General features: G+C 59.5%; 21 protein-coding genes. 13 read left to right on the top strand and 8 right to left on the bottom strand.

Annotation, left to right across the window (positions count from 1 at the left end):
- Positions 1–4: 4 nt before the first annotated feature.
- Positions 5–667: a response regulator gene (locus tag AC07N8_RS19100; protein ID WP_493145555.1), complete on the top strand. Its 663-nt coding sequence runs from the start codon at positions 5–7 to the stop codon at positions 665–667.
- The gene (locus tag AC07N8_RS19095; protein WP_493145557.1) at positions 664–2,082 is read left to right on the top strand and encodes a sensor histidine kinase; all 1,419 of its coding nucleotides are present in this window, start codon (positions 664–666) and stop codon (positions 2,080–2,082) included. The genes AC07N8_RS19100 and AC07N8_RS19095 overlap by 4 nt, the downstream gene beginning before the upstream one ends.
- Before the next feature lie 138 nt (positions 2,083–2,220).
- Here AC07N8_RS19095 and AC07N8_RS19090 read toward each other — a convergent pair whose 3' ends face one another.
- The 3 genes from AC07N8_RS19090 to AC07N8_RS19080 all read right to left on the bottom strand — a co-directional run bounded on the left by AC07N8_RS19090 (position 2,221) and on the right by AC07N8_RS19080 (position 3,993).
- Complete coding sequence (locus tag AC07N8_RS19090) at positions 2,221–2,598, bottom strand: c-type cytochrome (protein WP_483840305.1); 378 nt, start codon at positions 2,596–2,598, stop codon at positions 2,221–2,223.
- A 218-nt stretch (positions 2,599–2,816) separates the two neighbouring features.
- Positions 2,817–3,032: a DUF4287 domain-containing protein gene (locus tag AC07N8_RS19085; RefSeq protein WP_483839792.1), complete on the bottom strand. Its 216-nt coding sequence runs from the start codon at positions 3,030–3,032 to the stop codon at positions 2,817–2,819.
- A 76-nt stretch (positions 3,033–3,108) separates the two neighbouring features.
- Positions 3,109–3,993, bottom strand: coding sequence for a LysR family transcriptional regulator (locus AC07N8_RS19080; RefSeq protein WP_483839793.1), 885 nt, complete (start codon positions 3,991–3,993; stop codon positions 3,109–3,111).
- Between the two features lie 121 nt (positions 3,994–4,114).
- Here AC07N8_RS19080 and AC07N8_RS19075 point away from each other — a divergent pair, with 121 nt between their 5' ends.
- Together AC07N8_RS19075 and AC07N8_RS19070 are read left to right on the top strand one after the other, a co-directional pair.
- Positions 4,115–5,764 carry a GMC family oxidoreductase gene (locus tag AC07N8_RS19075; RefSeq protein ID WP_493145560.1) on the top strand — a complete coding sequence of 550 codons (1,650 nt, stop codon included), beginning with the start codon at positions 4,115–4,117 and terminating at the stop codon, positions 5,762–5,764.
- 128 nt (positions 5,765–5,892) lie between these two features.
- A complete protein-coding gene (locus AC07N8_RS19070) occupies positions 5,893–7,515 on the top strand; it encodes an MFS transporter (RefSeq protein ID WP_493145562.1) in 1,623 nt (540 codons plus the stop codon).
- A gap of 53 nt (positions 7,516–7,568) precedes the next feature.
- Here the strand turns inward: AC07N8_RS19070 and AC07N8_RS19065 are convergent, their stop codons facing one another.
- Positions 7,569–7,937 (bottom strand): DUF427 domain-containing protein, encoded by a 369-nt coding sequence (locus tag AC07N8_RS19065; protein ID WP_483839796.1) that lies wholly within the window; start codon positions 7,935–7,937, stop codon positions 7,569–7,571.
- 279 nt (positions 7,938–8,216) lie between these two features.
- On the opposite strand from AC07N8_RS19065, the gene AC07N8_RS19060 reads away from it, so the two are divergent.
- The 4 genes from AC07N8_RS19060 (at position 8,217) to AC07N8_RS19045 (ending at position 12,312) form a co-directional block, all read left to right on the top strand.
- Positions 8,217–10,166, top strand: coding sequence for a DNA topoisomerase III (locus AC07N8_RS19060; protein WP_493145564.1), 1,950 nt, complete (start codon positions 8,217–8,219; stop codon positions 10,164–10,166).
- Positions 10,167–10,279: 113 nt separating this feature from the next.
- Positions 10,280–10,909, top strand: a complete 630-nt coding sequence (locus AC07N8_RS19055; RefSeq protein ID WP_493145566.1) for a glutathione S-transferase family protein — start codon at positions 10,280–10,282, stop codon at positions 10,907–10,909.
- 50 nt (positions 10,910–10,959) lie between these two features.
- The gene (locus tag AC07N8_RS19050) at positions 10,960–11,463 is read left to right on the top strand and encodes a GNAT family N-acetyltransferase (protein ID WP_493145568.1); all 504 of its coding nucleotides are present in this window, start codon (positions 10,960–10,962) and stop codon (positions 11,461–11,463) included.
- Positions 11,464–11,982: 519 nt separating this feature from the next.
- Entirely contained in the window at positions 11,983–12,312 is a 330-nt protein-coding gene (locus tag AC07N8_RS19045) for a hypothetical protein (RefSeq protein ID WP_007946256.1), read from the top strand.
- Positions 12,313–12,382: 70 nt separating this feature from the next.
- On the opposite strand, the gene cynR is transcribed toward AC07N8_RS19045, so the two are convergent.
- On the bottom strand, positions 12,383–13,255 hold the full coding sequence (cynR, locus tag AC07N8_RS19040) for a transcriptional regulator CynR (RefSeq protein WP_483839800.1): 873 nt from the start codon (positions 13,253–13,255) through the stop codon (positions 12,383–12,385).
- A 121-nt stretch (positions 13,256–13,376) separates the two neighbouring features.
- On the opposite strand from cynR, the gene cynS reads away from it, so the two are divergent.
- Both cynS and AC07N8_RS19030 read left to right on the top strand, forming a co-directional pair.
- Positions 13,377–13,844 (top strand): cyanase, encoded by a 468-nt coding sequence (cynS, locus tag AC07N8_RS19035; protein WP_027925323.1) that lies wholly within the window; start codon positions 13,377–13,379, stop codon positions 13,842–13,844.
- A gap of 59 nt (positions 13,845–13,903) precedes the next feature.
- Positions 13,904–14,563, top strand: a complete 660-nt coding sequence (locus tag AC07N8_RS19030) for a carbonic anhydrase (RefSeq protein WP_123435851.1) — start codon at positions 13,904–13,906, stop codon at positions 14,561–14,563.
- 50 nt (positions 14,564–14,613) lie between these two features.
- On the opposite strand, the gene AC07N8_RS19025 is transcribed toward AC07N8_RS19030, so the two are convergent.
- The 3 genes from AC07N8_RS19025 to glsB all read right to left on the bottom strand — a co-directional run bounded on the left by AC07N8_RS19025 (position 14,614) and on the right by glsB (position 17,516).
- Positions 14,614–14,955: a BON domain-containing protein gene (locus tag AC07N8_RS19025; RefSeq protein ID WP_493145571.1), complete on the bottom strand. Its 342-nt coding sequence runs from the start codon at positions 14,953–14,955 to the stop codon at positions 14,614–14,616.
- A 75-nt stretch (positions 14,956–15,030) separates the two neighbouring features.
- A complete protein-coding gene (locus AC07N8_RS19020) occupies positions 15,031–16,533 on the bottom strand; it encodes an aldehyde dehydrogenase family protein (RefSeq protein ID WP_493145573.1) in 1,503 nt (500 codons plus the stop codon).
- A 74-nt stretch (positions 16,534–16,607) separates the two neighbouring features.
- Positions 16,608–17,516 carry a glutaminase B gene (gene glsB, locus AC07N8_RS19015; protein ID WP_493145575.1) on the bottom strand — a complete coding sequence of 303 codons (909 nt, stop codon included), beginning with the start codon at positions 17,514–17,516 and terminating at the stop codon, positions 16,608–16,610.
- A gap of 273 nt (positions 17,517–17,789) precedes the next feature.
- Here glsB and AC07N8_RS19010 point away from each other — a divergent pair, with 273 nt between their 5' ends.
- The 3 genes from AC07N8_RS19010 to AC07N8_RS19000 are packed head-to-tail and all read left to right on the top strand — an operon-like array spanning position 17,790 to position 19,320.
- The gene (locus tag AC07N8_RS19010; RefSeq protein WP_483839805.1) at positions 17,790–17,993 is read left to right on the top strand and encodes an HvfA family oxazolone/thioamide-modified RiPP metallophore; all 204 of its coding nucleotides are present in this window, start codon (positions 17,790–17,792) and stop codon (positions 17,991–17,993) included.
- Positions 17,994–18,050: 57 nt separating this feature from the next.
- Positions 18,051–18,566 carry an HvfX family Cu-binding RiPP maturation protein gene (locus tag AC07N8_RS19005; protein WP_493145577.1) on the top strand — a complete coding sequence of 172 codons (516 nt, stop codon included), beginning with the start codon at positions 18,051–18,053 and terminating at the stop codon, positions 18,564–18,566.
- Between the two features lie 55 nt (positions 18,567–18,621).
- On the top strand, positions 18,622–19,320 hold the full coding sequence (locus AC07N8_RS19000) for a dienelactone hydrolase family protein (protein ID WP_483839807.1): 699 nt from the start codon (positions 18,622–18,624) through the stop codon (positions 19,318–19,320).
- Positions 19,321–19,345: the final 25 nt, after the last annotated feature.

The following is a 19,345-nucleotide window of genomic DNA, read 5'->3' as shown; positions in this document are numbered from 1 at the left end:
TCGTGTGCGCTTATTACTGATCGAGGACGACGTTGCCCTCGGCGAGGGCATCCATCAGGCCCTGGGCCGCGAGGGATACACCGTCGACTGGTTACAGGACGGCGCCAGTGCCTTGCACTCGCTGCTGAGCGAAACGTTTGACCTGGCGGTGCTCGACCTCGGCCTGCCGCGCATGGGCGGGCTTGAAGTATTGCGGCGTTTGCGTGACAGCGGCTCCAGCGTACCGGTGCTGATCCTCACCGCGCGGGACGCTACCGAAGACCGCATTGCCGGGCTGGATGCCGGGGCCGACGATTACCTGATCAAGCCCTTTGACCTGGCCGAACTCAAGGCGCGCCTGCGGGCCTTGCTGCGGCGCAGTGTCGGGCGGGCGCAAATGCTGATCGAGCACGCCGGCATCAGCCTGAACCCTGGCACCCAGCAAGTCAGTTATCACGGCGAGCCGGTAGCGCTGACGCCCAAGGAATATCAGCTGCTACACGAATTGCTCTCGCCGCCTGGCCGGGTCATGACCCGCGATCACCTGATGCAGTTGTTGTATGGCTGGAGCGAAGAAGCCGAAAGCAACACCCTGGAAGTGCATATCCACCACTTGCGCAAAAAATTCTCCACCGACCTGATCCGCACCATTCGCGGTGTCGGCTATCTGGTGGAGGAGCGTCGATGACGTCGATCCGACGCCGCAGCCTCACGCTCATCATCGGCCTGATGCTGGTCGGCGTCGCAGTGATCAGCCTGTTCAATCTGCACGACAGCAATCACGAAATCGCCGAAGTCTATGACGCCCAACTGGCTCAAAACGCCCGGCTGTTGCAAGGCGTGATGAGCATGCCCATCGCCAACAAGGAACACGCCGACCTGTATCAGGCCTTCAATAAAGCCTTGGGTGAAGCAGATACCAGGGGCGATGGCCATCCTTATGAAACCAAAATGGCGTTTCAGGTCTGGAACCGTCACGGCGAAGTGCTGGTACACACCGCCAGCGCGCCCTCTTTCAGCACCCCGCCAGCCACACCCGGTTTCAGTGATGTGGTCGACCTGTCCAACCGCCACTGGCGCGCGTTCCTGCTGGAAGACAAACAAAATGAGCTGAAAATCTGGGTCGGCGAACGGGACGACGTGCGCGCGGACCTGGTGGATCGGATCATGCGTCATACCTTATGGCCCAATGTGCTGGGCAGCTTGATTCTGGCGTTGCTGATCTGGATCGCTATCGGCTGGGGCCTCAAGCCTCTGGAAAATATGGCGGCAACCTTACGGGCACGGCACAGCGGCTCGCTGGAACCGTTGCAACTGACCCCGCTACCCAGTGAACTGGAGCCGATGCAAGCAGCGCTCAATCGCATGCTGGCGCAAATTCAGGAAGTGCTGGCCCGCGAACACCGCTTCATCGCCGATGCCGCTCACGAAATGCGCACGCCTTTGGCAGTGCTGCGCGTGCATGCGCAAAATCTGCTGGAGGCTGGCACCGAAGAAGAACGCCGTGACTCGCTGGAGTTTCTGATCTCTGGCGTCGACCGCACCAGCCGCCTGGTCAATCAATTGCTGACCATGGCCCGCCTGGAACCCAAAGCCATGGCGCCGGTGCAGCACAGCATCGACCTGGCCGAAATTGTGCGCGGCAGCCTGGCTCAGCTTACGCCGTGGATACTGAGTAAAAACCTTGAGCTGGCCTTCGATGTCCAGGACCGCCCCTTTAAAGTGGTGGCCGACGCTCCCGTGATCGACATCGCGCTGAATAACCTGATCAGCAACGCGGCAAACTTTTCCCCTGATAAAGGCGTGATCACCGTGCAGTTAGGTCAGGCGGATGGGTTCTATTTACTGAGTGTCGAGGATCAGGGCCCTGGCATCGACGAAGCAGATCGCGAGCGGTTGTTCGAACGGTTTTACAGTCGTGGCAATGTCCAGGGCGCGGGACTGGGGCTGACCATTGTCAACACCATCGCGACCCGGTTGGGCGGATACATCAGGCTGGTCAACCGACCGGAAGGCGGGCTGCGTGCGACGCTGGCTATTCCGGATAGTCCGCCGCGTACTTCTTTACCGGACATTGCACGGGAGTTGCCGCCGGGCGGTTGAGTAAAACTTCTCGCCGCGCTAGCTGATCGGAGTCGATATGGGAGCGAGCAGGAGCTCCTGAGTAACTGATTTTTTGCCGATTGCAGGCTGTCTCGAAGTGCAACAAACAACTGTCAGCGGACTATCGCAAGCTGCGGATCATCGATTTTTTGAAATAATACCCCCCATGTATTGATTCAAATCGCGCAGATCTTTAATACTCCATGAGTGCGGCGATAGCTTTACACCATTCTCTCGCAACGTTTTTGGAATCAAGTCTCCATTTGGACGAAGTATTATCGATGACACAATCACGCCCGGATAATCATTCAATCGTTTTTTGAAAGTGGAGGTTGTTAGATCAGGTGCAGGAGGATTACTTTTATTAGCCAATGGCCCTGTTGCCTTGAGATCTATTCCGTGGCACATGGTGCATCGCTGTAAATAGAGATTTTTTCCATTAACATTTTCAGCGAAGGCTAGTGATGTTTGAACTAGCGATAAAACCCCTAGCGAAGCGATGAATAATATTTTCATTGTTTTTATCTTCCTTGACGGGATCAGCGTTTGATTGGATGCGATTTGGAATTCCCTGTGGGAGCGAGCCGGCTCCGGGCGGCGTTCCGACGAAAGCGGTGTGTCAGCCAATATCCATGTTGAATGTGTTGGCCTCTTCGCGAGCAGGCTCGCTCCCACAGGAGGATTGTGTTGTGTCAGGCGGGTACTGGGGGACATGAACATACCCCCCTGCCCGATCACTTTTTGTTGGCGGCCAGATAGTGCGCGACCAACGCATTGGCATGGCCATGGCCCATGCCGTGTGCATCTTTCAGCCAGGCCACGATTTCCATGTGCTTCTTGTCGCTCACTGTTCCGAGCAACTCCAGCCAGTGGCTAATCGGTTGTCCATACTTTTTCTCAATGGACGGGAAGTACGACGCCGGTCCTTTTACTTTTGTCTCTTCGGTCATGCTGCTAGCTCCCTTTATCACGACGGAGTGTCGGATAACGCTCCTTGTCGTCAGTCAATAGAGTGGCCGCGATTGGCTATCCCAGCAACAACCCCTGCTCCGCCTCACACAACCCCACCACATAATCCCAGACCACCCGCAGCCGCACCGACTTGTGCAACTCGCGCCGGGTACTGATCCAGTAGCTGCGTTCAATATTCTCATCCGGCAACAACGCCACCAGATCCGCATCGGCACTCGCCATGTAACAAGGCAACACGGCAATCCCCAATCCGGAACGCGCAGCCTGTTGCTGGGCAATAACACTAGTACTGTGAAACACCACCCGTGGATTGCGGCAGAAGCTATTCAGGAACATCAGTTCCTGGCTGAACAGCAAGTCGTCGACATAGCCGATCCAGGCATGGCGGCCGAGGTCTTCGCGACTGCGCAATGGCGCGGAACGGTCGAGATACGCCTGGCTGGCGTAAAGCCCCAGTCGATAGTCGGTAAGTTTGCGGGTGACCAGCATGTCGGCGGCCGGGCGTTCGAGGTGGATGCTGATTTCGGCTTCGCGGTTGAGGATGCTGACGAAGCGCGGCACCGCCACCAGTTCCACTTCCAGCCCCGGATAGCGTTCGAACAGGCCGTTCATGCGGCTGGCGAGGAACATGATGCCCAGCCCTTCCGTGACGCCGACGCGAATCTTGCCCAGCGGTGCGGTGGACTGGGTGATTTCTTCCTGGGCCAGCAACGCGACGTTTTCCATGGCTTCGGCGTGTTTGAGCAGTGCTTCGCCGGCCGGGGTCATTTCATAACCCTGGGCATGCTGCACGAACAGCGCGGTGCCGAGGCTCTTTTCGATGGCCTCGATGTGCCGGGCAACCGTGGCGTGGGTGGTGTTTAAACGCCGGGCAGCGGTGAGCAAACGCCCGCTGCGCTGCAACTCGAGAAAAAACCGCAGGTCATTCCAGTCGAACATGATCCGTCCTTGAGGCAAGGCTGTTTAAAAACGCACAGCGGCTGCGCAAAAACTAACATTCTTTTGACGAAAGCGAACAACTAGGATGACGGACAACAAGAACAACAAGACGAGGTCAGGGATGAAGACTCTCCTGGATGAATTCGACTACATCGTGGTCGGCGCCGGGCCCGCCGGGTGTTTGCTGGCCAATCGACTGTCGGCCAACCCGCAACACCGGGTGCTGCTGCTCGAAGCCGGCGGCCGCGACAACTACGCTTGGATTCACATTCCCGTGGGTTACCTGTTCTGCATCGGCAACCCGCGTACCGATTGGTGCTTCAAGACCCAGGCGCAACCCGGCCTGCAAGGTCGCACCCTGAGTTATCCGCGCGGCAAAGTGCTCGGCGGCTGTTCTTCCATCAACGGCATGATCTACATGCGTGGCCAGGCCGGCGACTACGACCGCTGGGCTGCCGATGGCAATCCGGGCTGGAGCTGGAACGACGTGTTGCCGTTGTTCAAAAAGAGCGAAAACCATTATGCCGGCGACTCCGAGTTTCACGGCGCCAGCGGCGACTGGCGGGTCGAGCGGCAGCGGCTGTCTTGGCCGATTCTTGATGCCTTTCGCAACGCCGCCGAGCAAAGCGGCATTGCCAGCATCGATGATTTCAACCAGGGCGATAACGAAGGCTGCGGCTACTTTCAGGTCAATCAGAAGGCCGGGATCCGCTGGAACGCGGCCAAGGCGTTTCTCAAACCGGTCCGCCACCGCGCCAATCTCACTGTGCTGACCGATGTCGAGGTGGACCGCGTGCTGCTGGAAAACGGTCGCGCCTCAGCGGTGATTACACGCTGGCAAGGTCAGGCGAAAAGCTTCAAGGCGCGCAAGGAAATCGTCTTGTGCGCCGGCTCTGTCGGTTCACCGGGCATCCTTCAACGCTCGGGGATCGGTCCGCGTCCGCTGCTGCAAAAACTCGGAATTGGCGTCGCTCATGAACTGCCGGGGGTGGGCGGCAATCTGCAGGATCACCTGCAATTGCGGTTGATCTACAAACTGGAAAATGCGCGGACGCTGAACCAGATCGCCGGCAGCGTGTGGGGCAAGATGGGCATGGGTTTGCGCTACCTGTATGACCGCAGCGGCCCGCTCTCGATGGCGCCGAGTCAACTGGGGGCCTTTGCTCGCTCGGGACCGGAACAGGCCTCGGCGAATCTTGAATACCACGTGCAGCCACTGTCGCTGGAGCGCTTCGGCGAGCCGTTGCACCCCTTCCCGGCTTTTACCGCTTCGGTCTGCGATCTACGGCCGCAAAGCCGTGGCCGGGTGGACATCAGTTCTGCCAATCCGCAGGACGCGCCGGTGATTCAACCCAACTATTTAAGCCATCCCGAGGATTTGCGTGTCGCCGCCGACGCTATTCGCCTGACCCGGCGCATCGTTGCTGCGCCGGCGCTGCGTGCGTTCAAACCGGTTGAATATTTGCCCGGCGCGCGCTTGCAGACTGAAGAGGAATTGCACGAGGCCGCTGCGCAGATCGGCACGACCATTTTCCATCCGGTGGGCACTTGCCGGATGGGGAACGATGCGGATGCGGTGGTGGATGCCGAGTTGCGGGTTCATGGTATTCCCGGGTTGCGTGTGGCTGATGCGTCGATCATGCCGCGTATTACCTCGGGTAATACTTGTTCGCCTACGCTGATGATTGCCGAAAAAGCCGCCCAGCTAATACTCGAGCCCACTGCCAACACAACCCCTGTGGGAGCGAGCCTGCTCGCGATGACTGACTGATATTCAACATCGATGGTGACTGATACACCGCTATCGCGAGCAGGCTCACTCCTACAGTGGGTATTGCGCTACATGGAACACGCAACACCAGTGGAACAACAAAAACAATCACTGTGAGGGATACCGATATGTCAGAACATGTTCAGCCCCTGGAAGCCGCGCCCGTCGCGGCGATAACCCACGACACCCGCAAAGTCATCTTCGCCTCGTCACTGGGGACGGTGTTCGAGTGGTACGACTTTTTCCTCTATGGCGCCCTCGCGGCGGTGATCAGCAAGCAGTTTTTCGCCGGGGTCAACGACACCACGGCGTTCATCTTTGCGCTGATGGCCTTCGCCGCAGGTTTCATCGTGCGGCCTTTCGGCGCGTTGGTGTTCGGTCGGTTGGGGGACATGATCGGGCGTAAATACACCTTCCTCGCGACCATCGTGCTCATGGGCCTGGCGACCTTCTGCGTCGGTTTGCTGCCGACCTACGCGAGCATCGGCATCGCCGCGCCAATCATCCTCGTGGTGCTGCGCATGCTTCAGGGCCTGGCCCTGGGCGGTGAATACGGCGGCGCGGCCACCTATGTCGCAGAGCATGCGCCGATCGGCAAACGCGGTTTCCACACCAGCTGGATTCAGTCCACGGCGACCCTCGGTTTGTTGCTCTCGCTATTGGTGGTGCTCGGTTGCCGGTACTTCACCGGCGATCAGTTTGAAGTCTGGGGCTGGCGCATTCCGTTTCTGTTTTCGATCATTTTGCTGGGCATCTCGACCTGGATTCGCCTGAGCCTGCACGAGTCGCCGGCCTTCGTGAAAATGAAAGAGGAAGGCAAACTCTGCAAGTCGCCGCTGCGTGATTCCTTCGGCAAGTGGGAAAACCTCAAGGTCGTGCTGATTGCCCTGTTCAGCATCAACGCCGGGCAAGCGGTGACGTTTTACGCCGCACAGTTTTACGTGCTGTTTTTCCTCACCCAGTTCCTGAAGATGGACCCGGCCGTGGCCAATGGCTTGCTGATTGTCAGCGTGATCATCGGCGCGCCGTTCTTCATTTTCTTTGGCTGGCTGTCGGACAAGGTCGGGCGCAAACCGGTGCTGATGATCGGCCTGCTGCTGGCCACCGCGCTGTATTTCCCGATCTTCAAATCCCTGGCGCATTACGCCAACCCGGCCATTGACCAGGCCAGCCGTCAGGCGCCGATTACCGTATTGGCCGACCCGGCGACGTGCACGTTCCAGTTCGACCCGGTGGGCAAGGCGAAATTTGACAGCCCGTGCGACAAGGTCAAAACCTTCCTGGTCAAGCAAGGCCTGCCATACGCCAGCGCCGCCGCACCCGCCGGCAGTGGCGTGCAGGTCAGTGTCGGTGACGTGAAAATCGACGGTTACGACGAAGCGGCCCTGCGTGGCGCGGTGACGCTGGCCGGCTATCCGTCACAGGCTGACATGCAGCAAATCAACAAGCCGATGATTGTGGCGCTGATCGTCGCGCTGATCATCATCTCGGCCATGTGCTACGGCCCGCTGGCGGCGTTGATGGTCGAACTGTTCCCGACGCGCATCCGCTACACCTCGATGTCGCTGCCCTATCACATCGGCAATGGCTGGTTTGGCGGTTTCCTGCCGACCGTGTCGTTTGCATTGGTGGTCTACACCGGCGACATCTTCTACGGGCTCTGGTACCCGGTAGTGATTACCGCGGTGAGCCTGGTGGTGGGGATGATCTGTTTGCGCGAGACCAAGAACGTCGATCTCGATAAGAACTGACGAGGTCTTGTGGCGAGGGCCTCCCTCGCCACACACCTTGGGAAAAACGATCCTCAGACCTCGGAATCGAGCAATTCGAACTTCACCTGATCCGGGTAGAACGCCACGTAATTGCGAATCTGATCGACGGATACTTTAGGGTCCTCGTAACTCCAGACCGCATTGGCGCCTTCATGCCCCGGGACTTGCAAGCTGAAATAAGTAGCATCGCCCTTGTAAGGGCAATAGCTGGTGTGGTCGGTGCGGGCGTAATACTTTTCGTCGATATCCTCTCGCGGCACGTAGTACACCGGCGGGTAATTGGCCTCCAACAGCACCAGGGCGCGCGCGGAAGCGGCTACCTGAATGCCATGAAACTTCACCAGCAGGCAGCCCGGCTGCTCGGCGATGGTGATGACAGGACTGGGACCAGAGCTTTTCATGGAATACGTTCCTCATGACGGTGATGAACCTGGGAGCGTGCGGTGCGGCGATCCGACATGCCCGTGATCGCGCGTGCAGTTGCCCCGAAACCTGAGACCACAACTGTCAGGTATAACCCAAAATTCGACATCGCCACGACCCCGCAGCCGAACGGACCGTTTGACGGCCGCAACCAAACGCAACAGCTTTGCTGTACATCCATACAGATAAAGATTGATCCGGCGCTCATCACCGGCCATTCTGTGCGCCTCTTGCACACTTGATGAATGATGGTGGTTATGCGGCTGTACCTCTGTGAAAAACCTTCCCAGGCCAAAGACATTGCAGCAGTGCTCGGCGCCAAGCGTCGGGGCGATGGCTGCTGGCTGGGAACAGACGTCACGGTGACCTGGTGCATCGGCCACTTGCTGGAAACGGCACCGCCGGACGCCTATGACGCGCGCTACAAACGCTGGGTACTGGCCGACCTGCCGATCATTCCCGAAAAGTGGAAGATGACCGTCAAACCGCGAACGGCCAGCCAGTACAAAGCCGTCAAACGCTTGCTCGGCGAGGCCGACGAGCTGGTGATCGCCACCGACGCCGACCGCGAAGGCGAGATGATCGCCCGCGAACTGGTCGAGCACTGCCGTTATCGTGGGCCGATCCGCAGGCTGTGGCTGTCGGCGCTGGACGACGCATCGATCCGCAAGGCACTGGCCGCGCTCAAGCCGGGGGCCGAAACGTTCAGCCTTTATCATTCGGCGCTGGGTCGCTCCCGGGCCGACTGGCTGATCGGGATGAACATGAGCCGGTTGTTTACGTTGCTCGGCCGTCAGTCCGGTTATCAGGGTGTGTTGCCGGTGGGTCGAGTGCAGACGCCGACGTTGCGGCTGGTGGTGGATCGCGATCGCAGCATTGCCGATTTCGTCCCCGTGGCTTACTGGGCCATCGACGTGCAGTTGTTGCATGAGGGTACGGCGTTCACGGCTCAGTGGCGTGCGGCCTCCGACGCTTGTGATGATCAGGATCGCTGCCTGAACCAGGGCCTCGCGCAAAATGCGGCTCAAGCGCTCGCTAACGCAGCGACTGCGAGGGTGATCAAACTGCGTACCGAGCGCATGCGTGAAATCGCCCCGTTACCGTTTGATCTGGGCACCTTGCAGGAAGTCTGTTCGAAGAAGCTCGGGCTTGGCGCCCAGGAAACCCTGGATATCGCCCAGGCGCTCTACGAAACCCACAAAGTCATCACCTACCCGCGCAGTGATTGCGGTTTTCTGCCGTTGAGTCAGCACAGCGAAGCCCCCGGCATTCTCGCCGCACTGCGCCAAGCCGATCCGTCCCTGAACGCGTTGAACGATTACCTGGAACCGCAACGGCGCTCGCGAGCGTGGAACGATGCCAAAGTCACGGCGCACCACGGCATCATTCCCACGGCGGCAGCGAAGAATCTGGATCGTCTGGTGGGCAAACAGCGTGCGGTCTACACGCTGATCCGCGCCCGTTATCTGGCGCAGTTCCTGCCCAATCATGAATACGACCGCACCCAGGCCGACTTCAACTGCGCCGGTGAAGCCCTGCGTGCCGTCGGCAAGCAGATCGTCGAACCCGGCTGGAAACGTGCCCTGCCGGAAGCCCTCGCCCCCGCGAAGGGCCGCGAGGCGCCAGCGCCACAAACCTTGCCGGCACTGGCCGAGGGGCTGGATTGCGCCGTGGCCGATGTGAAGCTCAAGGACCTGTGGACGCAGCCACCCAAGCCATTCACCGAAGGCGACCTGATCAAGGCCATGAAGAACGTGGCCAAACTGGTGGAAGACCCGCTGCTCAAACAAAAGCTCAAGGACACCACCGGCATCGGCACCGAAGCGACACGCGCCTCGATCATTCAGGGCCTGCTCGACCGCGGTTACCTGATCAAGAACGGTAAAGCGCTGGCCGCCACCCCGGCCGCCTTCAGCCTGATCGATGCAGTGCCACGCGCGATTGCCGACCCCGGCACCACCGCGATCTGGGAACAGGCGCTGGACATGGTGCAAAGCGGCGAAATGAGCCTGGAAGAATTCGTCACCAAACAAGCGGCGTGGATGAGCAAGCAAGTCGCCCGTTGCGCCGGTTTGAGCCTGACCATCAGCGGGCCAGCCAGCCCGGCCGGGCGTGGTGCCGCACCGTGGAAGAAAAAACGCAAACCGGCGACTCGCAAACCCTCGACGGGCAGCAAACGCACCGCGAAACCGACCAGCAAGGCTTGATGGCACTTCGAACGGACCGGGATGGTCTAGTGTTCTTCAAGTCCGGCGACTGCCTGTTCTGAAAAGGCATCGCAGCCTCGTTCCACTCGACAGCTGCTACAGGAATCATATTTATGATTATCGTGCACCACCTGAACAACTCCCGCTCCCAGCGCATTCTCTGGCTGCTGGAAGAATTGACGATTCCTTACGAGCTGAAACTGTATCAGCGCGATCCAAAAACCAACCTCGCACCGCCGGAACTGAAAGTGATCAATGCGCTGGGCAAATCCCCGGTCATCGAAGACGGTACGCAGAAGCTGATCGAGTCCGCGGCGATCATCGACTACCTGATCCGCCGTCATGGCCAGGGTCCTCTGCAACCCGATCCCTCCACCCCCGCCTACGACGAATACGTCCAGTGGCTGCACTTCGCCGAAGGCTCGGCGATGTTGCCGCTGATGTTGAACCTGTATGTCGGGCGCCTGGGTGAAGCCGGTGCGCCGCTGCATCCGCGCATCAACTCGGAAGTGGCCAATTACCTGGGCTACCTCGACACCGCACTGAGCCAGTCCGATTACCTGCTCGGTGACGAGTTCAGCGCCGCCGATATCCAGATGAGCTTCATCGGCGAGATCGCCCGGGCCCAGGGCAAGTTGGCCAACTATCCTCATGTAGCGGCCTGGGTCCAACGTTTCCAGGCGCGCCCGGCTTACCTCGCCGCGTTGAAGAAAGGCGGCAAGTACGACTTCGCGCCGCACTGAGTGATCCTGACAGGGCCACGGATGGCCCTGCGTAACCTGGAGCGCCTCGAATGCCTTCGATAGAACTGCACGCCGCCCAGCGTGACGACTTCGACACCCTCGAAAACCTGATGCAGTTCTACGTCTACGACTTCAGCGAATGGCTGCCGCTGGAACTGGGTGAGCATGGTTTTTTCAATATCCAACCCAAACTCGATTACTGGCGCAACCCCGCGACCCGAGCGTTTTTGATCAGGGTCGACGGTGAGCTGGCCGGTTTTGTGACTGTGGATGACGACACCCACCTCGAAGGCGCCGAGTACAACATCGGCTACTTTTTTGTCAGCCGGCGCTTCCGTGGCCAAGGTGTCGCGAAGTTTGTCGTTTCCGCCCTCTTGAGCCAAATCCCCGGTCAATGGCAAATTTTCCACATCGATGCGAACCCGCCTGCACGGCGGTTCTGGGCCAAAGTGATGCCTGATCTTACGGGCAATCAATTCACCCTGCATCGGCAGCCAGCAGACGGTTATCCCTGCACCTTCTACCGCTTCCAAAGCCCGCAGCCATCGGCCTGACGGGCGTGTTCCGGCCTCGCTTTTTCATTCCAATCCGTTTTGTCCGACAATATGTAGTGACTGAAAAAAATCACTACATAACGGTTGACGCCTCCGTTTTGCCCTTGCATGATGCAGACATCTCCCCGATCGGGAGTACAGCAACATGTTTGAGCAAGCTCGTCTGACCGCCGAGCTGTTTTTCCCGGATACACGCTGCCCACAAGGCAGATTGAAGAAGCTGACCTGGCCCGAACGTCCAGTACAAGGACGAGAAGCGCTGGCGATCAATCCTCATGAAGCTTGTGGCCGACCCTGAAAAGTCGGCAGTGGCCTCCAGGTATTCGCCGCTTCTCTTCGTTGTGACGCTAACGCGTAGCAGTTATTCAACACGACTACATGCAACAGACGCAGGACCCCGTCGAATTCGACGGCCGACCGCTGACGTCCTGGTTTCGGTGCCAGGGATCAACTAACCGATGGGCTACTTGTATTAGCGACTCAACTTTGAAAAATCACCAAATGGTCAAGGGGCATATTATGAATCTGAACAATCAACCAACTATCGATGAACTGGCTCGTATGTTCGCGGCGCAAAAAGACAGCCTCGACAGCCACATTCTGTGGATCAGCAAATCGGGCCAGGTTCATATCGACTGCCTGTCGCCTCACGCTCATGAAGCGGAGTTCGACCAGAACAACCAGAACCTGCTTGCCCGACTGAAGATGTACCGTCGCGGCCAGGGCTATGTCGGCAAGAAAGCCGCAGCCGACAAGGACTTCATCGGTAATGTTCTGCAAACGCTGAAACAGGCATGGGCTTCGCTACAGAACCAAAACGAAGTTCGGGTGATTGATCGGTTCTACTAATAAACTGACTCACTGATAAAAAAGGGCCTGCTCCCATTAAAGAGCAGGCCCTTTTTTGTGCCTGAGTGTTTTACAGCGCCAACAGCAGATTCATAAACGCCACCGACGCCGCGCTGTGATAGTTGTTTTTACGACGCAACAACGCCGCCCCGCGAGTTGGCGCCTCCCCCAACAACGGAATCTTGCGCAGGGCGCGTTCCTGGCTGGCGATGGCTTCCGGCAGGATGGTGGCAATCGCCGTGTGCCGAATGACTTCCAGCAAGGTGCTGACCGAATTGACCTCGATCACCACCTTCGGTGTTATCTGCTCCTGGGCAAAATACTCATTGATGCGGGTACGGGTAATGAAATCGGGGGTCAACAGCGCGAACTCCAGTTGCGCGAGTTCTTCAGCAGGCAATGCGAGCTGACTGTCATACAACGGGTGAGCGCGCCCCACCATCACCCCCAGCGTTTCGGTAAACGCCGGAATCGATTCGATGTCGGCGTTTCTGACTTCATTGAACGCAATGGCGATGTCCAGTGAGTCATCCGCCAACCCCGCTTCAATGTCATCCATCGACAGCTCGAAAATCTCCAGATGGATATTCGGAAACCGCGCCACGTAATCGCGCACCAACGGCCCCACCAGATACGCCATGAACGTCGGCGTCATCGCCAGGCGCAAGGTGCCGCGGGACAAGTCCTTCACGTCATGCAACGCACGCTTGCCGGCCTCCAGTTCCACCAATACGCGACGGGCGCACTCGATGTAGGCCGCACCGGCATCGGTCGGCTTGACCGTGCGTGAGGTTCGGTCGAACAGGCTTACGCCCAGGGTTTCTTCCAGCTGGCGGATTTGCTGGGACAAGGTCGGCTGCGACACATGCAACGCCTCGGCGGCCCGGGTGAAGCCGCCGTGGTCGGCGACCGCCAGCAAGTAGCGCAGATGTCGGAGCAGCATGGGAATTCCATCTATAGGTAGGGCTTATGCGCAGCATTGTATATCGATCTTGGACGCTATGGATCAATCGGCAGAAGATTGCTTCACACCCAAGCAACACCACGCCGACAGGAGAATCACCATGCAACAGTCTCACGCCTACAACGACCCAAGCCTGGCCCTGACCACCTCGATCCTCGATGCCAAGGCCCGCAAGAATCTGTCCTGGCAGGACCTGACCGACGGCACCGGCCTGGGTCTGGCCTACGTCACTGCCGCCCTCCTCGGCCAGCATCCACTGCCCAAAGCCGCTGCCGAAGTGATTGGCGACAAATTGGAGCTGGACGCCGACGCGGTGGCCCGCCTGCAGATCATCCCCCTGCGCGGCAGCCTCTCCGGTGTCCCGACCGACCCGACCATTTACCGCTTCTACGAAATGATCCAGATCTACGGCACCACGCTCAAAGCCCTGGTTCATGAGCAATTTGGCGACGGCATTATCAGCGCGATCAACTTCAAGCTCGACATGAAGAAAGTCGAAGACCCGGAAGGCGGCTCCCGCGCGGTAATCACCCTCGACGGCAAGTTCCTGCCACTGCGCCCGTTTTAAGTTGAGACTGGCCCGCGCTACCGCGCGGGCCACCCCACATCACGCATGAGGACACCCGCATGAAAGCGCTCATCGACGGTTTTTTGAAGTTCCAGAACGAAGCTTTTCCACAACGCACCGACCTGTTCAAACACCTGGCCACCACCCAGCATCCCGGCACGTTGTTCATTACCTGTTCCGACAGCCGTGTAGTGCCCGAATTACTGACCCAACAAGAACCCGGTGAATTGTTCGTGATCCGCAACGCCGGCAACATCGTGCCTTCCTACAGCCCTCATCCGGGCGGTGTGTCGGCGACTGTGGAATACGCGGTCGCAGTCCTCGGCGTGACCGACATTGTGATCTGCGGACACTCCGATTGCGGCGCCATGACCGCCATCGCCAAGTGCAAATGCATGGATCACCTGCCGGCAGTCAGCGGCTGGTTGCAACATGCCGAATCGGCAAAAGTCATCAACGAATCCCGTCCTCACGCCAATGATGCGGCGAAGGTCAGTTCAATGGTCCGGGAAAACGTCATCGCGCAACTGGCCAATATCCAGACGCACCCGAGCGTGCGCCTGGCGCAGGAAAAAGGTCTGTTGAATTTGCATGGCTGGGTCTACGACATCGAAACCGGTTCGATTGACGCCCTGGAGGCCAGCAGCCGCACCTTCGTCTCGCTGGCCGAACACCCGACTACCTGCGCGGTGTACGGCAAAGCCGTCGAAGCCGCGTGATGAACAGCCCTTGCGCAGCGCTCCCGATCCCGGAAGCGCTGCTGACAGGGTCATTTTTCGTCTGTCGAACGTGGCCGTTGCTCAGCGCTCTCCTCAGCGTTGGGCGCTTCGGGAAAACTGCCTGGCTTGAACACGTGGGTCAGCAATTCCCGGGCATCGACGTCGACCACACCCTGAACGGAGCGAGTCAGCGCAACCGCCTGCTCACACTCCCGGTGGGTGTTGACCCGGCCACTCAATGCCACGGTGCCCGCATGGGTTTTGACGTGAATGTGCATGGCAAGGGTGGGCTCGGCCATGGCCAGGGCTGACTTCACCCGGGTCGTCAGCCAGGTATCGTGAGCAACCGATTCCAGGTGATGGGAATATTGCTCGAAGGAACGAAGTTTCATGATGGATCCCTCTTTCAGAACGAAGGAGCAAACACCTTAATTATAGTGCGCCCCCTCGCCTGCGGTCGGAATGCCTTAGCGTTTGACCGACAGATCGGTCTGCGTCATGCGACTGCGAATGGTGAACACACCGTCTCCCGAAAGAATCGCGCTGCGCGCAAACAGACGACCGCTCTCCCAGTTCGAAAGACCCAGTTCCGGCTTGTTCAGCGCGTACTGTCCATCGACCCAGCGCGTGATGCCGTTGCCGACAAACGGCGCGTTAACTGCGTTGTAGAAGCGCTCATGCGCCGCGTCATCCTCGCTGATCAACGACACGGTGAACTGCGGGCTGTAGCGGTTGAACAAGGCAATCGCACGGTCGAGGTCATCGACGATCATCAGGCTGACTTCCGGGGTTTCTTCCCATTCCCACTCGCGGCCTAATTGCTCCTCCGGCAGTGGTTCGGCCAACGCTTCAGTCCGATAACCTTCGGCGCGATACACCTCGACGCTCGCGCTCGACCATTCACTCGGCAAACAAGCCTCGCTGCCTTCGACGATGTGCAGCTTACAGCCCTGGCCCCGTGCAATGCCGGCCTGTTGCAACGCACCGAGAAACAGCGGCACCAGATCGGCGGCGCGGTCACGCTGGATCAGGCAGACGTTGAGGGTGTTGCAGACTTTGCGGTCCAGGGAATTGCGCACCACGGCGGCGAAACGCGTCGCGTCAGCGTGCTGGTCGGCGATCAGCCAGGCGCCACCGGTGCCGTGCAGGCTGACGGCGGTGCCCGCCTGTTGGGCGATGCTGCCCAATTGGCTGACCGCACGTCCCGAACCCCGGGCCACGGCCAGGGACAGACGCCGGTCGGCGAACATCGCCCAACCGGCCGCGTGATTGACGCTTTCGACCAGCGACACCGCGCCGACCGGCAATCCGGCATCGCTCAGCGCCGGGTTCAGCGCATGGGTGACGATTGCCTGGGCGGTGCCCAACGCATCGCTGCCAATACGCAGCACCGCGGTGTTGCCCGTGCGCAAGACACCGGCGGCGTCGGCGAACACGTTCGGCCGACCTTCGAAGACAAACGCGACGATGCCCAGCGGCGACACCACTTGCTCGACTTTCCAGCCGTCATGCTCGACGCAGCTGATCACTTTGCCACGCGAGGCCGACGCATCGCGCCAGGCCCGCAGGCCGGCGATCATGTCGCGGCGCATGCGTTCATCGGCCAGCAAGCGTGTTGTGGAACGTCCACGGGCCTTGGCGCGCTCGATGTCGGCGAGGTTGGCGGCGGCGATCAAGTCCCAGCATTGCGCGGTTTCCAGACGCTGGGCAAACAGGTCGAAGAAGCTGCTGATCGCTTGATCCGACACCGCCGACATCGCGGTGAAGGCTGCTTCTGCGCGTTCTATCGCAACGCTGGCCGCTTGCTGGTCCGCCACCGGGATCAGCAACAATTCGCCGCTGACCTGTTCCACCAGCAGGTGGTCGCCGGGCTGGAAGCGCGCGGCCAGTTCGGGACTAACGAGCGAGACACGATTACCGGCAAAAGGAATCGGCGTACCAGCGACTAGACGTTCGAGCGCAAGAGACATGAAGCGGTTTCACCATGCAGGGGGAGGCCGGAAAATGTATAGGAAATTTTCCGGAGCGTCATTAAACCCGCCCGTTAAAACACCGACCAACCGATCCGCTGGCTCAGCAATTCCAGCGCGGCCATCCCGGCCAGGGAATTGCCGGCAGCGTTCAGTTCCGGCGACCACACGCATACCGTGAACTGCCCCGGCACCACCGCGACAATCCCGCCGCCAACGCCACTCTTGCCCGGCAAACCCACGCGATAGGCAAAGTTGCCCGCCTCGTCGTACAGCCCGCTGGTGGCCATGATCGAGTTGACCTGTTGCGTCTGGCGCGCGGTGAGGATCTGTTCGCCGCTGTGCTTGCAGAATCCGTCGTTGGCCAAAAAGCAGAACGCCCGGGCCAGGTCCACGCAATTCATGCGCAACGCGCAGTGGCTGAAGTAGCTGCGCAACACCGATTCGACGTCGTTGTGAAAGTTGCCGAACGACTGCATCAGGTAGGCCATGGCGGCGTTGCGCGCGCGGTGCTGGTATTCGGACTCGGCGACTTTGCCATCGACCATGACCTGCGGATTGCCGGACAGCCGCCGGACAAAATCACGCATCGACAACGCTGGTGCCGCAAAGCGCGACTGGTTGATATCGCAGATCACCAGCGCGCCGGCATTGATGAAGGGATTACGCGGACGGCCGCGTTCGAATTCCAGCTGCACCAGCGAGTTGAACGGCTGGCCGGAAGGCTCGTGGCCCAGACGCTCCCAGATCGCTTCACCGGAGTGTTCGATGGCCTGCACCAGGCTGAAGACCTTGGAAATACTCTGCACCGAGAACGGCGTCTCGGCATCGCCCGCGCAGTACAGTTCACCGTCGTTGCTGTACACGGCAATGCCCAATTGATTGGCCGGCACGGTGCCGAGGGCAGGAATGTAGTCCGCCACCTTGCCCTGCCCGATCAGCGGCCGGACGGCATCGAGGATCTCGTTCAACAGCGCTTGCATGCGAGGTTCCAAAGTCACGCCCCATGGGATTGCGGGGACACTGAGGCTAGACGCTGCGGGACGACAACGAATCACAGCCCCCCAATCCAAAACCCACCACAGGGTTTTGCATTGGGCTTGTATCTGTATGTGTACAAACCCGCCCCTGACACACCCCGCCCATAAAACCCCGCCCAAACGACACATCGCAGATACACCTGCCTGGTCAACTACACCTGTCGATTGGCCAAGCCGATCAAAGCGCTCAACTCACTCAATGTACGGAGTATCACCATGTTCAAGCTCTCGACTTCTTCCCTGACCCTCGGCCTGCTCATCGCGGGTGGCCTGGCCTTGTCGAACGTCGCTTCGGCCTCCGAATCCGAAGCGTTCAGCATGAAACAACTGGCCCACGGCTACAGCCAGGTCCAGGCCGACACCGCGCAAAAACCCGCCGAAGGCAAATGTGGCGAAGGCAAGTGCGGCGCCGCCGAGTAATTCCCTTGCGCGGGGCACTCGATGCCCCGCATTCCTGACCTGACGGAGATCAAGCCCGTGAACACTTCAATCTCTTCGGCCGTGAAAGGCCTGCACCTGAACCTCGACCGTGCTGGTAGCTGGCTCGCGCCCCTGACCTTGCGGTTGATCATCGCCTGGGAATTTTTTGAGTCGGGCCTGGAAAAATGGAACGGTGACAACTGGTTTGCCGACATTCAGGACCGTTTTCCGTTTCCGTTCGACCACGTGCCGGCCACACTGAACTGGGAACTGTCGATGTGGGCCGAGCTGATTTGCGCCCTCGCGATTCTGGTGGGTCTGGGCACACGGGTATCGGCGATCATCCTGATCGTGGTCACGGTTGTCGCCACCGCCGCCGTTCACTGGCCGGCCGATTGGTCTACATTAAGTGAGCTTGCCCAGGGTTACGCCATCAGCAATAAAGGCCACGGCAACTTCAAACTGCCGGTGATCTACCTCGCCGCCCTGCTGCCCTTGCTGCTCTCGGGTGCCGGCAAGCTGAGCCTCGATACGCTGCTGGCGCGAATTTTCTGGCGCCGTCACAATCGCTGAAATGCTACCGTGACACGCTTCACCTTCCACCTCACTTGCGTAGACAGGAGCCACCATGAGCGTGACCACCCAATGGATCGAGATCGACAGCGACGACGGTAAATTTGGCGCTTACCTGGCCATTCCGCATACCCAGCGCGGCCCGGGGATCGTCTTGATCCAGGAGATCTTCGGCGTCAACGAGCACATCCGCTCCGTCGCCGAGCAATACGCCGCTGATGGTTATCTGGTGATCGTGCCGGACCTGTTCTGGCGTAGCGGCCACCGCATTGAACTGACCTACGACGAAGCCGGCTGGAAACGCGCCGTCGAATTGATGAACGCCACCGACATCACCAAGGCGCAGGCCGACATCAAACTGGCCATCGACACCCTCGATGCCCAGCCGGGGCTGGATGGCGGCATCGCTTCCATCGGTTACTGCTTTGGCGGCCTGCTGTCGTACCTCACCGCCACCAACGGGCTGGTGGATGTGGCAGTCGCCTACTACGGCGGCGGCATCCAGAATCACCTGGACCGCGCCGATGACATCCAGGTGCCGTTGCTGATGCATTTCGGTGAACAGGACAGCCACATTTCCCTGGAAGCCGTGGAGAAAATCGCCGAACGTTTCGACACCAACGACAACGTGGAAATTGTCGTGTACCCGGAAGCTGAACACGGCTTCAACTGCTCGCACCGCGACAGCTACAACCAGCGCGCTGCGGCTGAGGCGCATGGCAATACGTTGATCTTCCTCGGTCAGGAACTGTAAAACCGCCCTCCACGAAAAAGGCCCC

The sequence above is a fragment of the Pseudomonas sp. GW821-FHT10C09 genome, assembly GCF_059415465.1.
The sequence above is the reverse complement of the archived record's forward strand: the minus strand, read 5'-3'. Positions and strand labels throughout refer to the sequence as shown.

What these genes read in the sequence shown, in the direction of transcription:
- AC07N8_RS19070 (WP_493145562.1), top strand. Translation starts at nt 5,893, where the DNA reads ATGTCAGAACATGTTCAGCCCCTGGAAGCCGCGCCCGTCGCGGCGATA.
- AC07N8_RS19030 (WP_123435851.1), top strand. Translation starts at nt 13,904, where the DNA reads ATGAAAGCGCTCATCGACGGTTTTTTGAAGTTCCAGAACGAAGCTTTT.
- AC07N8_RS19055 (WP_493145566.1), top strand. Translation starts at nt 10,280, where the DNA reads ATGATTATCGTGCACCACCTGAACAACTCCCGCTCCCAGCGCATTCTC.
- AC07N8_RS19000 (WP_483839807.1), top strand. Translation starts at nt 18,622, where the DNA reads ATGAGCGTGACCACCCAATGGATCGAGATCGACAGCGACGACGGTAAA.
- AC07N8_RS19090 (WP_483840305.1), bottom strand. Translation starts at nt 2,598, where the DNA reads ATGAAAATATTATTCATCGCTTCGCTAGGGGTTTTATCGCTAGTTCAA.
- AC07N8_RS19080 (WP_483839793.1), bottom strand. Translation starts at nt 3,993, where the DNA reads ATGTTCGACTGGAATGACCTGCGGTTTTTTCTCGAGTTGCAGCGCAGC.
- AC07N8_RS19065 (WP_483839796.1), bottom strand. Translation starts at nt 7,937, where the DNA reads ATGAAAAGCTCTGGTCCCAGTCCTGTCATCACCATCGCCGAGCAGCCG.
- cynR (WP_483839800.1), bottom strand. Translation starts at nt 13,255, where the DNA reads ATGCTGCTCCGACATCTGCGCTACTTGCTGGCGGTCGCCGACCACGGC.
- AC07N8_RS19025 (WP_493145571.1), bottom strand. Translation starts at nt 14,955, where the DNA reads ATGAAACTTCGTTCCTTCGAGCAATATTCCCATCACCTGGAATCGGTT.
- glsB (WP_493145575.1), bottom strand. Translation starts at nt 17,516, where the DNA reads ATGCAAGCGCTGTTGAACGAGATCCTCGATGCCGTCCGGCCGCTGATC.
- AC07N8_RS19020 (WP_493145573.1), bottom strand. Translation starts at nt 16,533, where the DNA reads ATGTCTCTTGCGCTCGAACGTCTAGTCGCTGGTACGCCGATTCCTTTT.
- AC07N8_RS19050 (WP_493145568.1), top strand. Translation starts at nt 10,960, where the DNA reads ATGCCTTCGATAGAACTGCACGCCGCCCAGCGTGACGACTTCGACACC.
- AC07N8_RS19075 (WP_493145560.1), top strand. Translation starts at nt 4,115, where the DNA reads ATGAAGACTCTCCTGGATGAATTCGACTACATCGTGGTCGGCGCCGGG.
- AC07N8_RS19085 (WP_483839792.1), bottom strand. Translation starts at nt 3,032, where the DNA reads ATGACCGAAGAGACAAAAGTAAAAGGACCGGCGTCGTACTTCCCGTCC.
- AC07N8_RS19095 (WP_493145557.1), top strand. Translation starts at nt 664, where the DNA reads ATGACGTCGATCCGACGCCGCAGCCTCACGCTCATCATCGGCCTGATG.
- AC07N8_RS19060 (WP_493145564.1), top strand. Translation starts at nt 8,217, where the DNA reads ATGCGGCTGTACCTCTGTGAAAAACCTTCCCAGGCCAAAGACATTGCA.
- AC07N8_RS19010 (WP_483839805.1), top strand. Translation starts at nt 17,790, where the DNA reads ATGTTCAAGCTCTCGACTTCTTCCCTGACCCTCGGCCTGCTCATCGCG.
- AC07N8_RS19045 (WP_007946256.1), top strand. Translation starts at nt 11,983, where the DNA reads ATGAATCTGAACAATCAACCAACTATCGATGAACTGGCTCGTATGTTC.
- cynS (WP_027925323.1), top strand. Translation starts at nt 13,377, where the DNA reads ATGCAACAGTCTCACGCCTACAACGACCCAAGCCTGGCCCTGACCACC.